Here is a 14603-nt window from a genome sequence, read left to right on the forward strand (position 1 = left end):
GATGAGCAGCGGAACCGCGAGAAGCGCGCCCCTCGAACGGATTCCGGCAGCACCGGCCGTGGGCGCATCGCCGCAGGCCAGCGAGGTCGTCAAGTTGATGGACTTTCGGCCCCTTCGGGCAGCACCGGTGTTCGCGACCGCCCTTCCCCGGGCGGACTCGTTGACACGCCGCCACCTGACCGGTGTAATCGAGATCGCTGTCACAAGTCCTCGACGAGAAGACGAATCCGCCTGGCCCGCCACGGAAGCAGCGCGTCGCCCCCCGTCCGGAGAACCGCTCAGACGAGCAGGATCGCACCGGCGTGAGGAGCTTTCCGGCACTGGGACCACCTGGGCGGGAGGAGTGAACTTGGAGATCGCAAGCAACGGGCTCCCCACCACCGACGCACTCCCACCGGCCCCGGATCCGCGCAACGGCGCGCGCCGCGGTCCTGCCCGGCGAGTTCCGAGCGGGAACCGCTGAGCCCCCTTCCCGGCGAACCCGGCACTCCTGCTCGCGGTCGAGCACGTCCGGGCCGGATCGGCTTCTCCCCGCGCAACACCAGCACGCGCACGTCATGAACGGAGATCCTGTGACTACCGTCCGGCACCAATTGTCCCTGAACGAGAACTTCGCGGCCCCGCTGCCGGGAGTCCACGAGGCCATTGTGGACGGTGCCGACCGGGTCAACCTGACGCTCGACGCGATGTCCAGCGGGTTGACGCGGGCCATCGCCGGACATCACGGCGTCGATCCCGCGCGGGTGTTTGTCGGTCCCGGTTCGGGAGCGCTCCTGCAGCAGTTCCTCAACGCGCTGGCGGCGGGCGGCGAGGTCGTGCACGCGTGGCCGTCGTTCGAGATGTATCCGCTGATGGTGCGCTCCGCGGGTGCCGAGGCCGTGCCCGTCCCGCTCCGCGACGACACCCACGACCTCGCGGCGATGGCCGACGCCGTCACCGACCGGACCAAGGTCGTGCTGCTGTGCAACCCGAACAACCCCACCGGCACCGTGTTCGGCGACGCCGAGCTGCGGGAGCTCCTGGACCGCCTGCCCGAGCACGTGCTGGTGCTGATCGACGAGGCGTACGTGGACTTCGCCGACCGCTCCGCGACCGCCGACGGCCTCCGGCTCGCCGCCGAGGACTCACGCGTGTGCGTGGTGCGCACCTTCTCCAAGTCCCACGGGCTGCTGGGGCTCCGGGTCGGCTACCTCGTCGCCGGTGAAGCCGTGGTCACCGCGCTCCGGCCCGGTTCGTACTTCTTCCGGGTCAGCACCGTGGCGCAGGACGCCGCGCTCGCCGCGCTGCGGGCCGAGGAGGTCATGCGCAAGCAGTGCGCGGAGGTCGCCGCCGAACGCGACCGCGTCGGCGAGCAGCTGCGCGCGCTCGGCCTGGCGGTTCCCCGCAGCCACGGCAACTTCCACTGGTTACCGCTCGGTGCGGACAACGACGCGTTCGTGCGCTTCTGCGCGGCCGGTGGCGTCGAGGTGCGGACGCTCGGCGACGGCGCCGGGGTCCGGGTCACGGTCGGCACGCCCGAGGCCAACGAAGCGCTGCTCGACCTGACCCGGCGCTTCCTCGACGGCGAACGCCAGTCCACCGAGCGGGCCTGACATGACCAACGCCGAAACCCGCGTCGCGCCCGCCGAGTTCAACTCCGCCGAGCTCACCGACCTGCTCAACCGCGAGATGCGCAAGAGGTGGTCGGCGGCCGCCGAGCGGACCGAGCAGATGGCCGGCTACGCGCTGCTGGCGCCCGGCAAGATGCTGCGGCCGATGCTGCTGCTCGCCTCGGCCGAGGCCACCGGCGGCGACAGCACCCGCCTGATCCCCGCCGCCTTGGCCGTGGAGTACCTGCACGTGGCGACGCTGGTGCACGACGACATCATCGACGACGACGAGCTGCGCCGGGGCCGGGCGACCGTGCACGCCCGCTTCGGCATGCCCGATGCCCTGGTCGCCGGTGACTTCCTGATCCTGAACATGGTCAGCGCGCTGCTCGAATGCGAGGCGGTGCCGCCCGCCGGCGTGCTCGACGCGGCCCGGGTGCTGGCCACCGCGGGAGCCGACGTCTGCCGGGGGCAGGTCCGGGAAGCCGAGCTGGTCGGCGAGCTGAGCTGCCCGGTCGAGGACTACCGGGAGATGGTCGCGCTCAAGACCGGCGCGCTGTTCCGGGGTGCCTGCCGGGCCGGGGCGATCCTCGGTGGTGCCGCCGCCGAGGACGTCGAGGTCGCCACGCGCTACGCCGAGCACCTGGGCCTGGGCTTCCAGATCTACGACGACCTGCTGCCCTACCTGGCGGACTCCCCGACGACCGGCAAGCCCAGCACCAGCGACGTGGCCAACCTGCGCCCGACGTTCCCGGTGCTCGTCGGCCACCAGGCCGCCGGGGACGCCGACCGGACCCGGTTCGCCGAGGCGTTGTCCGGCCGGATGCCCGCGGCGGACGCGCACCGGCTCATGCGGGAGCTGCTGACCAGCACCGGAGCGCTGGAGCTCAGCCGCAAACTCGCCGCCGACGAGATAGCCCAGGCCCGCGAGAGCATCGCGGACCTGCCGGGAACGGCCGCGGTCGAACTGATGCTGGCCATCGCCGAGCTGTCCATCGACCGGAACCGGTAGCCATGCGCGACCGATGGGCGGCAGCGCGCCGGATCCTGTGGGCGCACGTGCAGACCTGGCGGCCGTACACGCTGTGCTACCCGGTGCTGGTGGGCGTCGCAGGCGCCGGTGCCGGTGGTGCTGCCGGACTCGCCGCGTTCGTCGTCGCCGGGTGCGGGGTCGCGCTCGGCTGGCTGGCCGGGCACTACCTCGGTGACTACTTCGACCGCGAGCTGGACCGGATCGCCAAGCCGCAGCGCCCGATCCCGTCCGGGAGGCTGGCGGCGAAGACCGCGCTCGCCTGCGGCATCGGGCTAGCGGTCGCTGCCGCGGTGCTGCTGGCGTGGGTGAACTGGCGGACGCTCGTGCTGGTCGTGCTGGCACTGGCCGGCATCGTGGCCTACAGCAGGTTCTGCAAGGCGCGCGGCTTCTCCGGGAACCTGGTGCGCGGCCTGATCACCGCGCTGGGCTTCCTGATCGGCGCGATGGTGGCGGCACCGCTGCCCGGCTGGCCCGCGGTCGCGTTCTCCGCGGTGTTCCTGCTGCACGACGCGGCGTCGAACCTCGTGGGCACGCTGCGCGACGTGGACGGCGACCGTGCCGCCGGCTACCGGTCGGTGCCCGTGCGCAGCGGAGTCCGCTACGCCGCCGGGCTGGCGGTGTCCCTGTACGTCGCAGCGATCCTCATCGCCGCGATCGGTCTCCTGCTGCCGCACCGGCCCGGCTTCCCGGTGCTGCTGGGCGTGGCGGCCTGCGTCGGTCTGGTCGCGGTCCTGCCGCTGCCGTTCCTGGCGCCGAACCTCGGGCAGGCCCGCGCGTTGCGGGCGCACGAATTCCTGGTCGCCGAACGCCTCGTCCTCGCCGGCGCGGTCCTGGCCCGCACCGCGCCCGCCGCCGTGGTCGTGCCGCTGCTCGCCCTGGTGCTCGTCTTCAGCCTGTGGACGCAGGCCGTGATGCGGTCGCGGCACGAGATCCCCGCCGATGACATGGAGGTCCAGCCGACGTGAGCTCCACTTCGAACGCCAGAGGACTGATGCGTGATTCTGGGCCAACCGCAGCACATCGCAACCGCACCCCAGGGGACCGTGAGGCAACCCAGCCGCAAGAAACCCCTAAACGCGAGATCAAGCCTCACCCCGACCACCTGTGTGAATCGCGGAGAGGCGGAACTGACGTCGTGGTGTGCGGGGCGGGTGTGGGCGGTCTGGCCGCCGCGCACGCGCTGGGTTCGCTGGGGCTGCGGGTCCTGATCGCCGAGAAGCAGCCCAGGGTGCCCCGGGTGCCGAAGGGCGAGGTGCTGCAGCCCGGAGCGCTCAAGATCCTCGACGAGTGGGGCGTCACCAAGCTCCTGGAGCGCCAGGGCGCGGTGCGGCTCTCCGCGCTCATCGCCGGTGAGGGCAGCGGCGAGGGCCGGATGTCGCTGGACTACACGCAGTTGCCCGACGAGACCAACTGGCTGCTCTCCGCCGACCACGAGACGATCCTGGGTGCGCTCATCGACGGCCTGCCGGAGAACGTCTCGCTGCGCCGGGGAGTGAGCGTCCGCGAGGCACTCCGCGACGACACCGGACGGATCACCGGGCTGGCCGTGCGGGAGGCCGGTTCCGACCGCGAGATCCGCGCACCGCTGGTGATCGCCGCCGACGGCGTCTCGTCGAAGCTCCGGAAGTCGGTCGGCATCGGGGCGAACCGGAAGGACTACCCGCACCGGCTGGTCGCCCTGGACATCCCCGACGTGCCCGGCGCGGAGGCGGCGGTGGCCGCCTACGTCACCGACCGCGGGCTGCGGATGCGCTATCCGCTGCCCGGCAACCGGGTCCGGCTCTACGTCCAGGCGGAGCCGGACGAGCTGCGCGGGATGGACCACGACGGGTTGCAGCGCTGGGCCGACGCGCTGATCGCGGAGCTGCCCGAGCTGGCGGCGTTCGAGGGCCAGCTGCGGAGCAGCCTCGCCGGGCGGCAGCTGCTGCCGGTCGGCCGGTTCGTCGCCGACGGCCTGTTCGCCCCCGGCATGGCGCTGATCGGTGAGGCCGCGCACTCCGTGCACCCGATGGCGGCCCAGGGCATGAACAGCGCCATCTACGACGCCAATGCCCTGCGCGGCTGCCTCGCCGGACGCTCCCTCGACGCGTCCGATGTGGACTCCGCGCTGCGCGAGTACCAGCAGCGGCGCATGCCCGAGCTGGTGCAGATCGGCAAGATCAGCCACAACGCCGCGCGCATGCTGACCGACCTGTCGTGGGTGGGGCGCACGCTCGGCCGGCGCGCCCTGCGCAACACCGGGGCCAACCAGCGGCTCAGCTTCACCGTGATGCACAACCTGGCCGGGCTCGGCCTGCACCCGCTCTCGACGTTCGACCGGCTGTGCCAGCTCGGGTTGCTACCGGATCCGCGGGCACGGCGCCGGCCCAGGTGGGCATGAGGGCCGACGCCGTGCCGGGATCACCGCCGCGGCCTGGACTCCACGACGACGAGGCCGCCCGGCCAGCTGCGGGACGCGATCAGGTTCAGCCCCGCCTTGCCCACCAGCGCCTCGAAGTCCGCGACGCTGCGCTCCTGGCCGCCGAGCAGGACCAGCGACTGCAGGTCGAAGGAGGTGTTGTACTTGGCGTGGGAATCACCTGCGAGGACCTCCACGATCAGCACCCGGCTGCGCTCGCCGGCGGCTTCGGCGCAGCGCTGCAGGATCCGCACCGCGTCCTCGTCGCTCCAGTCGGTGAGCACGCGGGAGACCACGTAGACGTCCCGGCCCGGCGGCAGCGGGTCGAAGAAGCTGCCAGGCACGAACGAGATCCGCTCCGCCACGCCCGCCTCGCTCAGGGCCTGGTCGGCCTCGGGCTCGACCGCGGGCAGGTCCAGCACCTCGCCGTCGAGGTGCGGGTTCGCCCGGACGATCTCGGCGAGCAGCGCGCCCTGCCCGCCGCCGACGTCGATGACGGTCCGCACACCCGACCAGTCGAACTCCGCGGCCAGCACCGGCCCGGTCTGCCAGGCGTGGGCGGTCATGACGTCGCCGAAGAAGCGGCGCAGGTCGTCGTTGCGCTGGTAGTCGTCCCAGAACGGGGTGCCGTGCACCGCGCCGTAGGCCGATCCGCCGGTGCGGATGGAGTGCAGCATGCCGCTGAAGGCCAGGTCCATCCGGGTGCCCGGCCCCTCCAGGTCGAGCCAGTTCCGGATCCATGCGCCGTCCTCGGAGAGCAGCTGGCGGGACAGCGCCGTGAGGCCGTAGACACCAGGCTCCGCCTCGCTGAACAGTCCGATGTGGACGAGGTGGCGCAGCAGCCGGTCCAGGGAGCCCCGGTGCGCACCCGTGGCGGCCGCGAGCTCGTCGAGCCCGGTCCTGCCCTCGGAGACCAGCTCCGGCAACCGCATCGTCACCGCGACGCGGATGGCGAAAGGCGTTGCCAGATCGATGAGTTTCGCCAGCTCGCGACTCGAATCGGCGAGATCGCCCTGAGATCCTGCGGAATCCATGGACACCTGGTTCCTTTCGAAGTGAGCACTCGAGCGCCTCCGTCCTCCTCATCCTTACTGCCCGCCGTCCACGGCGTCAACAACCACGGCGGAAACCGACCGCTCTGCCCGGAAACGCCTGTCGCCGTGCCCGAAAATCCTTGCAGTCAAATAAGAACGAGGTGACCCCCAATGACCGAATTCGACGTCCGCCCGGTTTCCGGAGCGCTGGGCGCCGAGGTGCGCGGCCTGGATCTGGAGGAGCTGACCGAGGAGTCCTTCGGGCGACTGCACGAACTGCTCATGGAGAACCTCGTGCTCTTCTTCCCGGAGGCCGGTGAGCTCTCCCCCGAGGCGCACAAGAACTTCGGCCGGTTCCTGGGCGAGCTGGAGGTGCACCCCTTCCTGCCCAAGCTCGACGGGCACGAGGAGATCGTGGTGCTCGACTCCGACCAGGGCGCGAAGGCCGACGTCTGGCACACCGACGTCACCTTCAACGCCAGCCCGCCGATCGCCTCCGTCCTGCAGATCGTGCACTGCCCGCCGCGCGGCGGCGACACGATGTGGAGCAACCAGTACCTGGCCTACGAGAACCTCTCCGCGCCGCTGCGGGATCTCCTGGACGGGCTCACCGCCGTGCACGCCTTCGTGCACCCGAACGGCACCCAGTTCGAGGCCGAGCACCCGGTGGTGCGGGTGCACCCGGTGACCGGCAGGCGATCGCTGTACGTCAACCGGATGTTCACCATGAACATCCCGCAGCTGCGCCGGGCGGAGAGCGACGTGCTGCTGGCGCACCTGTTCGCGGTGGCGGAGCGGCCGGAGAACATCTGCCGCTTCCGCTGGACGCAGGGCGCGGTGGCCGTGTGGGACAACCGGGCCACCCAGCACTACGCGGTCAACGACTACACCGAACGCCGGATCGGCCGCCGCGTGACGATCCTGGGCGACGACCCGAAGGGCGACGAACCGCGCTGGCCGCACCTGGCCGAGGCCGGCACCGCCGCCGATCACCGCGCGCAGCCCAAGTCCCGGGCCTGACCGCACCGGCGGGCCGGCCCGTCCTGACGGGTCAGCCCGCCGGTCGCGGCCCGGCGTCGGCGAGCACGGCTGCTCCCAGCGGGCCAGCCGGGTCCGCCAGGCCGAACACGACGTCGAAGTGGTTCGTTCCGGCCACCACGACATCCGTCACCTGGTGGCCCGCCCGCCGCGCGGCGGCGCTGAAGAGCTGGTGCTGGCGGATGTACTCCCCGGTCTCGCGCTCGCCCCGCGCGAGCACCAGGCGGCGGACCCTGCAGGGCAGCTCGTGCAGCGGGCTGAGCGCACGGGCCCGCTGCTCATCGAGGCCGAGCGCATCGTTGACGTAGCTGTGCCGGAGCGGTTCGAGGTCGTAGGTGCCGCTGATCAGGCAGGCCGACGCGAGGGGCGGTCGATTCCCCGGTGCTCGGTCGTCCAGGCAGCACGCCATCGCGAGCAGGTGCGCGCCTGCCGAGCTCCCGCTGGCGTGCACCGCATCCGGCCGGGTTCCCAGCGCTGCGGCGTTGTCGCGGATCCAGCACAAGGCCCGGTGCGCCGAGCCGACGATCTCCTCCAGGGAACGCCGCGGGGCGAGTCCGTAGTTCAGCGCGGCGAAACCGTGCCCGCGGGCGAGGAAGTCCAGCGCGGCGAAGGACGATTCGTCCTTGCTGAGCTCCTGCCAATGACCACCGTGGATGAAGACGTGCAGCGGGGAACCGGGTTCCCGCGCGGGAAAGTGGTCCAGCACCTCGTCCGGGTGCTCTCCGTAGGACAGCGTCCGGAATCCCGGGCACGCCGAACGGGCCTCGGCACTGCGTTCGGCATAAGTGCGGAGGACGTCCTCGAAACCGGGCGCGAGGAGGCTGGGCGAGAACTCCCGATCGAGCGCTGCGGAATCCCACATCGTGCGACCTCTTCCGTTCGCGGAAACCACGGTCCGGGCACCGCGATCCAACAGGTGCCGCGAAGGCGTCGTCAACGTCCGTGACAGGATGCGCAAAGACATACCAGCAGTACGGAAAGCCGCGTGGTCCGGCGACAGCCGGCCCGGCCGGATGGGAGTTCGCATGCTCAGGGGAAACAAGGTCGCGCTCAGGGCCCGGCACGCGGACGACATCCCGATCCTGCACGCCGATCTGCACGACGACGTGGTCAACGCCTCGCGGGCCGCGGTCGGGCCGTGGCGGCCGATCCCGGTCGGGTCGGAGCACTCGCAGTTCGTGGTGGACGAGAAGAAGGAGCAGAACGTCCACTTCTCCGTCGTCTCGCTGGACAGCGACGAGCTGGTCGGCACCGCGACGCTGTGGGGCATCGACACGCACAGCCGGTCCGCGCACGTCGGGCTCGGCCTGCTGTCCACCGCCCGCGGCAAGGGCTACGGCACCGACGTGGTCGCGGTGCTGTGCCACTACGGTTTCGCCCAGCGCGGCCTGAACCGGCTGCAGATCGAGACGTTGGCGGACAACGCCGCGATGCTGCGCGCCGCCGAGCGCAACGGCTTCACCCGCGAGGGCGTGACGCGCTCCTCGGCCTGGGTGATGGGCGAGTTCGTGGACGAGGTCCTGTTCGGTCTCCTCGTCGACGAGTGGAAGGCCGCCTCGGACAACTAGGCTCCGGCGAGCGACCGCCCCGCCGACGCGCGTCGGCGGGGCGGTTTCGCCTAATCGGCCAGGACTTCCACGTATCCGTTCGTGCCGTTGACGCGGATGCGCTGCCCGTCCCGGATCGACCGGGTCGCCCGTTCCACCCCGACCACCGCGGGCAAGCCGTACTCCCGGGCGACCACCGCGCCGTGGGTCATCAGCCCGCCGACCTCCGTCACCAGGCCGGCGATCGTGACGAACACCGGAGACCAGCTGGGATCGGTGCTGGTGGTGGCCAGGATGTCGCCGGCTTCGAGATCGGCCTCGGCGACGTCCAGCACGACGCGGGCGCGCCCTTCCACGATCCCGGTGGAGACCGGGAGGCCGACGAGGGCACCGGCGGGCACGTCCTGACGGCGGTAGGAGCCGGTCACCGCCTCGCCGTCCGAGGTGAGCACCCGGGGCGGCACGAGCGCCTGGTAGCCGCCGAACGCCTCCGCGCGCTCGCGGATGAGCCGGTGGTCGACCTCGCCGGTGCGCACGACCTCGCGGAGTTCCTCGAACCGGAGGTAGAAGATGTCCTCGCGGTCGCGGAGCACACCGGCCTCCACGAGGCGATCGGCCTCGGCCAGCATCGCCCGCTTGTAGTGGAAGTAGCGGCAGATCATGACGAACTTGGGATGCTCCCGGTAGCCGATGAAGGTCCGCAGCCAGCAGCTTGCGCTTCCGGAGGTCCTCCAGGACGAAGTCGAACAGGTCCACTCCGGACTTCCCGCGGATGTCGCGGTCGAGGACGGCCAGGGATTGCTCGCTGCGCGCGATGAGCTTCTCGACGATCGCCGGGTCGGCTTCGACCGACGCCGGTGTTTCCCACACGGGCGGGCCGTCGGCGCTCTCCTGCGCGGGCGGCAGCGCGAAGTCGTCGCGGTCGAGGACTGACTGCAGCGCGTCCCTGATCAGCGGGTCGGACTTGCCCGAGGCGTCCAGGAGGCCGTCGCGGTCGGCCGGTGCCGCCAGGTCCGGGGTGACGTCGACGAACAGCCGCCCGCCCGCCTCCGCCATGGGCCGCGGTGTGGACCGGGTCGGCGGTGAACATGATGCCGGAGACCTCCGGCACGACCATCCGCTGCACGACCACGGCCATCTGCACCTTGCGGTGGTCGAAACCGTTGCGCAGCCGGTAGATCACGGCCCGGTCGGTGAACAGCGAGGCCCAGCACGCCCTGATGCGTTCCAGGACCGCCGCGGTGCCCACGACGTTGAGGTAGGTGTCCTGCTGACCGGCGAAGGAAGCCGTCGGCAGGTCTTCGGCCGTCGCGCTGGAGCGGACGGCGTAGGCGGCTTCCTCGCCGAGCCGGGCGAGCGGGCGGGTGAGCGCTTCGGCCAGATCCCCGGGAACGGGGATCGCCCCTGATTTCCGCAGGTCGCGGTCTCGGCGGGAGATTCCGCAGCACACCCGGGGTCTTGCCGCAAGCCCCGGGGTGCGCTATATGTTGATAGTGGCAGGAGGACGTCTTTCTTCCCTGCTCCTCCCGAAGAACCGGCGCGCACTCCGCCGCGCCGGTTTCGAGTCCACTGAGGACTTCCTCCGCACCGGACGCAGATCACAGCGCCCGGCCCACCGGGCTGGGTGATTGCCGCTGATCCGCGCAGCCGCGTCGGTGCCACCCATGGCCAGCCAGCGGTTCTACCCACCGGGCGACGTGCTCGCCGTGAGCGGGTGCTTGGGCGGCCGCGGTTGCCGCGCACCGCGCCGACGGTGCTCGGCAGGTGTCAGGGCACTCGTGCGACCGCGCCGTAGCCGAGCGGCCTGGCCGCGTCGTCGAGCTCTTCCGGGTCCTGGGTGTGCCACTCGGGCAGCGTGACCAGGCCCGGCTCGACCAGGTCGAGGCCGTCGAACCAGGACAGGATCTCGGCGTGGTCGCGCGGGTACACGGGCTCGCCGGCGGCCTCGTACGCACCGCGCAGCATCTCCATCTCGGAACGCAGCGCAGGCGAGGCGTGCTCGTCGGTCAGCGTGGACACGGCGACGAGCGAACCGGGCGCGAGCCGCTGCCGGTAGGCGCGGATCAGCTCCGCCGGTTGCGGGTCCTCGAGGTACAGCAGCACGCCGACGGCCAGCAGCCCGACCGGCCGGCTGAAGTCGAGCAGCCTGCGCGCGTCCGGGTGGTCGAGCACCGCCGACAGGTCGCGCATGTCGGCCTGGATGATCGTCGCCGTCTCCGACCCGCCCAGCACGTGCTGGGCGTGGTGGTAGGCCACCGGCTCGTTGTCGACGTAGACCACGCGGGCCGGGATGCCCGCGGCTTCGGCGACCTGGTGGGTGTTGCCGACCGTGGGGATGCCGGATCCGAGGTCGAGGAACTGGCGGATGCCCTGGTCGAGGCAGTAGCGCACGGCGCGGCGCAGGAACGACCGGTTCAACCGGGTCACGGCCGGGATGCTCGGTGCGATCTCCAGCACCTGGTCGGCGAACGCGCGGTCGGCGGCGAAGTTGTGCGAGCCGCCGAGGAAGTAGTCGTACGCGCGAGCGGCGCTCGGCTGAGTGGTGTCCACGCTCGCCGGCAAGGCCGGCACCGGATCCAAGATCGACACGGTGGTTCTCCTGCTGGTTCCGTCGAATGCCCATCAGTACCTCCTCGAACGGGCCACCTCAAGAGGCCCGGCCGCAGATCACACCAGCGCGGCTCCGCGAGCCGACCACAGTGGAACGTTGCGCCACGCCCGGTCCGCCTGCACGGCGCACAGCACCTGAAAGACGCAGCTCGCAGCCTTCAGGCACCCCGTCTTCGCAGACTAGTTTTTTTGGACTATTCTGAGCAGACCAACTGGGAGGCACCTGATGCGCAACCTCACGACACTCGGGCTGGCCGTCCTGCGCCTGCTCGACGAGAAGCCCCGGCACCCGTACGAAGTACGGCAGTGCATGCGGGAGCAGGGCATCGACCACTTGATCAAGGTCACGCACGGCGCGCTGTACCACGCCTTCGACGTGCTCGCGAAGGCCGAGTTCATCGAACCGGTGGAGACCACCAGGGAGGGCAAGCGGCCCGAGCGGACGGTCTACGCGATCACCGACGACGGCCGGGAGATCGCCGCCGGACGCCTGCGCGAACTGCTCTCCACGCTCGAATCCGAGTACCCGACCTACGGCGCGGCGCTGGCCTTCATGTCGCTGCTGACCACCGACGACGCCGCCGCGCAGCTGGAGCGGCGGGCGGTGCTGCTGGAGTCCGAGCTGGCCTCGGTGACGACCAGCAGCGACGCGCTGCTCAAGCGCGGTGTGGAGGCGGTCCACATCGTCGAACTCCGGCACCTGCAAGCACATCTGCGCGCCGACCTGGAGCTGACGCGCGCCATAGTCGACGACATCCGCGAGGGCCGCCTGCACTGGCAGGCCGGCCGGCGCGCGGCCGAGTAGAGAGCGGACGGATGCGCAACCTGCGAGGGAATCCCTGGGCCGTGCTGGTGGCCCTCTGCCTCGGCTTCTTCATGACGCTGCTGGACACGACGGTCGTCGGCGTGGCCGTACCGGACATCGTCGAGCGGCTGGGCACCACCTACAACGAGGTGCTCTGGGTCAGCAACTCCTACGTGCTGGTGCTGGCGGTGCTGCTGATCCCGGGCGGCAAGCTCGGCGACCTGCTCGGCAAGCGCAACACCTACCTGGCCGGTGTCGCGGTGTTCTCGGCGGCATCGCTGCTGTGCGCGCTGGCGCAGACGCCGGGTCAGCTCATCGCGGCCCGCACCCTGCAGGGCCTGGGCGCGGCACTGCTGATCCCGCAGACCATGTCGATCATCATCGGCACCTTCCCACCGCAGCGGCGCGGCGCGGCGCTGGGCGTGTGGGGCGCGGTGGCCGGCCTCGCGACGATCGCCGGGCCGCCGCTGGGCGGATTCCTGGTCGGCGCGCTGGACTGGCGCTGGATCTTCACCATCAACGTGCCGCTGGGCGTCCTGGTGCTGGTGATCGCCCCGCTGATCATCCCGGCAGGCGCCAGACCGCCGCGAACGGGCCGCTTCGACCTCCGCGGCGCGCTGCTGGTGGTCCTCGGGCTCTGCTGCCTGACCTTCGGCCTGCAGGAGGGGCAGCGCTACGACTGGGGCGCGGTCTGGTCGTTCGTCAGCATCCCGCTGCTGCTGGTGGCCGGTGTCCTGCTGCTGGTGGTCTTCGCGTTCAGCCAGCGCCGTCCCGGCCCGCGCGCTCCGATGGTGCCGTTCGAGCTGCTGCGCAACCGCAACTTCGGCCTGATGAACGTCGGCGCGATCGGGCTCTCGGTCGGCATCATGAGCATGGCGATCGGTTTCCAGCTCTACGCGCAGTCGGTGCTGGGCTACTCGGCGCTGGCCGCGGGCCTGATCAGCCTGCCGATGTCGGCGATCTCGGTGGTGCTCGGCCCGTACGCGGGCCGGCTCAGCGACAAGCTGGGCGGCAAACCCGTCGTGGTCACCGGCCTGCTGCTGTTCGGCCTGGGACTGCTGGCCTTCTCACTCACCTCCACTGTGGACAGCACGGCCGGGACGCTGCTGCCCGCGATGCTCGTGATGGGCGTGGGCCTCGGCGCCACCTTCGCGCCGCTGACCACGGTGGCGATGCACGACGTGCAGCCGGTGGTGGCCGGTTCGGCGGCGGGCGTGCTCAACGCGACCCGGCAGATCGGCTCGGTGCTGGGCACCGCGGGATTCGGCGTGCTGCTGCAGAACCAGCTGGTCGGGAACCTGCTGGCCCGCGCCGAAACCGCGGCCGCGGCGCTGCCCGCCGAGGTGCGCGGCGAGTTCGTGGACGGCGTGCGGCGCGCCACCAGCAGCGGCGTCGACTTCGCCGACCTGCAAGCGGGCACCGCGGTGCCGATCCCGAGCGGCATCTCCCCCGCGCTCGCCCAGCAGGTCGAGGCCGCCGCCCGCGAGGTGTTCACCGGTGGATACGTCGCCGCCATGCACAGCGCGATGGTCCTGCCGATCGGCGCGGTGCTGATCGGTGCGATCTGCGCTCTCCTGGCCAAGGGGCGAACCGCGCTGGCGGCGAAGCCGGGCGAGCGGAACGCGATGTCCGGTGCGACGCGCTGACCTGCGACGCGGTGACCTGCGGAGTGCTCCGCAGGTCACCGCGGGCGGCGATGCCGTTCAACCGGAGCCGTCGCCTGTGGACCAGCTCATGCGCACGACCGTGCCGGAGCCACGAGGCGTGATGACGGCCTCGTCAGCGAGCCTGCGGATCAGCGGCAGCCCTTGACCGCGACCCGTGGCCTGCTCCGAATCCGGCGGAGCCCAACTGCCTCGGTCGGTCACGGTGATTTCCACGCGGCTCTCCGCGGCCAGGTGAACGGCTTCCACATCTACCGTGCCGACCCCGGCATAGGCGTGTTCGATCACGTTCGCCATCGCTTCGTAGCACGCGAGAGCGAGCGCACCGACTGCCTCCCGGCTCAGGCCCGCGTCGCGGCCCCACGTCGTCAACTCATCGCGCAGGGCCAGGATCTTCCCCGGTGAGAGCTCGATGAAGCAGTAGCTCAGTGCGGGAACCGCGGGATCACCACCGGTGGCGCTCGGTCTCCGGCTCTCGTCCAGCTCGCCAACCATCACTCCGCGTCCTGTCCGCCGGGCGTCACGAGCCCGCGTCGACGGCCACCGCCTGATCCCGGGTGGAGAAGACCTCGATCTCCTGGTCCAGCCCGGTCAGCTGGATCGGCCGTGCGGTCGCCGGGCCGTCGACGACCACCCGGAATGCGATGTCGTCGCCTGCGCGGTTGCGGGACCGCACCAGGACCGCGAGCCCCGCCGAGGACAGGAACGTGACCCCGCTGAAATCCAGGATCAGCGCGGCAGGCCGCTCGTCGAAGGCTTCCATGATCGCCGACTCGACCCGCGGTGCGTTGATCAGCTCGATCTCTCCTGCGACTTCCATCAGCAGCACCCGGTCGAGCCATCGCGTTGCCACGCTCAACGGTGCTGCCGGTTCACTTGAGCCGG

Annotated in this window: 15 protein-coding genes and 1 pseudogene; 9 read left to right on the forward strand and 7 right to left on the reverse strand. The window is 71.2% G+C overall.

The annotated features are described in order from the left end of the window. The first annotated feature begins 593 nt into the window (after positions 1 to 593). The 4 genes from ATL45_RS37070 to ATL45_RS37085 all read left to right on the forward strand — a co-directional run bounded on the left by ATL45_RS37070 (position 594) and on the right by ATL45_RS37085 (position 5002). Positions 594 to 1592 carry an aminotransferase class I/II-fold pyridoxal phosphate-dependent enzyme gene (locus ATL45_RS37070; protein WP_246025754.1) on the forward strand — a complete coding sequence of 333 codons (999 nt, stop codon included), beginning with the start codon at positions 594 to 596 and terminating at the stop codon, positions 1590 to 1592. A 1-nt stretch (position 1593) separates the two neighbouring features. Next, on the forward strand, positions 1594 to 2601 hold the full coding sequence (locus tag ATL45_RS37075; RefSeq protein WP_093160268.1) for a polyprenyl synthetase family protein: 1008 nt from the start codon (positions 1594 to 1596) through the stop codon (positions 2599 to 2601). Positions 2602 to 2603: 2 nt separating this feature from the next. Further along, complete coding sequence (locus tag ATL45_RS37080) at positions 2604 to 3587, forward strand: UbiA family prenyltransferase (protein WP_177242119.1); 984 nt, start codon at positions 2604 to 2606, stop codon at positions 3585 to 3587. A gap of 170 nt (positions 3588 to 3757) precedes the next feature. Continuing rightward, entirely contained in the window at positions 3758 to 5002 is a 1245-nt protein-coding gene (locus tag ATL45_RS37085; RefSeq protein ID WP_246025755.1) for an FAD-dependent oxidoreductase, read from the forward strand. Between the two features lie 20 nt (positions 5003 to 5022). Here ATL45_RS37085 and ATL45_RS37090 read toward each other — a convergent pair whose 3' ends face one another. Next, a complete protein-coding gene (locus ATL45_RS37090; RefSeq protein ID WP_093160266.1) occupies positions 5023 to 6054 on the reverse strand; it encodes a methyltransferase in 1032 nt (343 codons plus the stop codon). Between the two features lie 171 nt (positions 6055 to 6225). Between ATL45_RS37090 and ATL45_RS37095 the strand changes: the two genes are divergently transcribed. Then, positions 6226 to 7074, forward strand: a complete 849-nt coding sequence (locus ATL45_RS37095) for a TauD/TfdA dioxygenase family protein (RefSeq protein WP_093160263.1) — start codon at positions 6226 to 6228, stop codon at positions 7072 to 7074. A gap of 31 nt (positions 7075 to 7105) precedes the next feature. Here ATL45_RS37095 and ATL45_RS37100 read toward each other — a convergent pair whose 3' ends face one another. Beyond that, positions 7106 to 7954, reverse strand: coding sequence for an alpha/beta hydrolase (locus tag ATL45_RS37100; RefSeq protein WP_093160261.1), 849 nt, complete (start codon positions 7952 to 7954; stop codon positions 7106 to 7108). 163 nt (positions 7955 to 8117) lie between these two features. On the opposite strand from ATL45_RS37100, the gene ATL45_RS37105 reads away from it, so the two are divergent. Continuing rightward, positions 8118 to 8660, forward strand: coding sequence for a GNAT family N-acetyltransferase (locus ATL45_RS37105; protein WP_093160258.1), 543 nt, complete (start codon positions 8118 to 8120; stop codon positions 8658 to 8660). A 50-nt stretch (positions 8661 to 8710) separates the two neighbouring features. On the opposite strand, the gene ATL45_RS39440 is transcribed toward ATL45_RS37105, so the two are convergent. Further along, on the reverse strand, positions 8711 to 9301 hold the full coding sequence (locus ATL45_RS39440) for a PEP-utilizing enzyme (RefSeq protein ID WP_211841387.1): 591 nt from the start codon (positions 9299 to 9301) through the stop codon (positions 8711 to 8713). A 28-nt stretch (positions 9302 to 9329) separates the two neighbouring features. On the opposite strand from ATL45_RS39440, the gene ATL45_RS39895 reads away from it, so the two are divergent. After that, the gene (locus ATL45_RS39895) at positions 9330 to 9572 is read left to right on the forward strand and encodes a hypothetical protein (protein ID WP_246025909.1); all 243 of its coding nucleotides are present in this window, start codon (positions 9330 to 9332) and stop codon (positions 9570 to 9572) included. A 190-nt stretch (positions 9573 to 9762) separates the two neighbouring features. Here the strand turns inward: ATL45_RS39895 and ATL45_RS39900 are convergent. Together ATL45_RS39900 and ATL45_RS37115 are read right to left on the reverse strand one after the other, a co-directional pair. Further along, a pseudogene (locus ATL45_RS39900) lies at positions 9763 to 10089 on the reverse strand (PEP/pyruvate-binding domain-containing protein); the annotation flags it as partial. A gap of 317 nt (positions 10090 to 10406) precedes the next feature. After that, positions 10407 to 11228, reverse strand: a complete 822-nt coding sequence (locus ATL45_RS37115) for an SAM-dependent methyltransferase (RefSeq protein WP_246025756.1) — start codon at positions 11226 to 11228, stop codon at positions 10407 to 10409. Between the two features lie 247 nt (positions 11229 to 11475). Here ATL45_RS37115 and ATL45_RS37120 point away from each other — a divergent pair, with 247 nt between their 5' ends. Both ATL45_RS37120 and ATL45_RS37125 read left to right on the forward strand, forming a co-directional pair. After that, positions 11476 to 12054: a PadR family transcriptional regulator gene (locus tag ATL45_RS37120; RefSeq protein ID WP_093160256.1), complete on the forward strand. Its 579-nt coding sequence runs from the start codon at positions 11476 to 11478 to the stop codon at positions 12052 to 12054. Between the two features lie 11 nt (positions 12055 to 12065). After that, entirely contained in the window at positions 12066 to 13700 is a 1635-nt protein-coding gene (locus tag ATL45_RS37125; RefSeq protein WP_093160254.1) for an MFS transporter, read from the forward strand. Positions 13701 to 13757: 57 nt separating this feature from the next. Here ATL45_RS37125 and ATL45_RS37130 read toward each other — a convergent pair whose 3' ends face one another. Both ATL45_RS37130 and ATL45_RS37135 read right to left on the reverse strand, forming a co-directional pair. Next, the gene (locus tag ATL45_RS37130; RefSeq protein ID WP_143121792.1) at positions 13758 to 14213 is read right to left on the reverse strand and encodes an ATP-binding protein; all 456 of its coding nucleotides are present in this window, start codon (positions 14211 to 14213) and stop codon (positions 13758 to 13760) included. Positions 14214 to 14238: 25 nt separating this feature from the next. Then, on the reverse strand, positions 14239 to 14571 hold the full coding sequence (locus tag ATL45_RS37135; RefSeq protein WP_170210463.1) for an STAS domain-containing protein: 333 nt from the start codon (positions 14569 to 14571) through the stop codon (positions 14239 to 14241). Positions 14572 to 14603: the final 32 nt, after the last annotated feature.

The sequence above is a fragment of the Saccharopolyspora antimicrobica genome (assembly GCF_003635025.1).
GTDB classification, from domain to species: Bacteria; Actinomycetota; Actinomycetes; order Mycobacteriales; family Pseudonocardiaceae; genus Saccharopolyspora; species Saccharopolyspora antimicrobica.